We start from the raw sequence: 248 nt of genomic DNA on the forward strand, positions 1-248 counted from the left end.
TCTTATTAAGCCTGTTTTTTTGGAATTGCCTGCTGTATTTATTTGCCCGGTTAAAATGGAGGGGTGTTTTCTTAGCGATAACCATTGGGGTTGCTATCGGGTATATCGATCAGATTGGCAGCTTTTTAAGTTTATCGAGAACGTTTGTATTTTTCCCTTACTTTTTAATCGGTTATTTATTAAACGGGGAGCAATTAAAGGGGCTCATTAAAGCTAAATTTTCGTTCCCAATTGCCTTTGTGATTATT

At 36.3% G+C, this 248-nt stretch carries 1 pseudogene; it reads left to right on the forward strand.

The window, feature by feature from the left end:
* Positions 1 to 248: pseudogene (locus RYX56_RS24290) on the forward strand (acyltransferase family protein); the annotation flags it as partial.

The organism is Alkalihalophilus lindianensis (assembly GCF_032843265.1).
GTDB lineage: Bacteria > Bacillota > Bacilli > Bacillales > Bacillaceae_D > Alkalihalophilus > Alkalihalophilus lindianensis.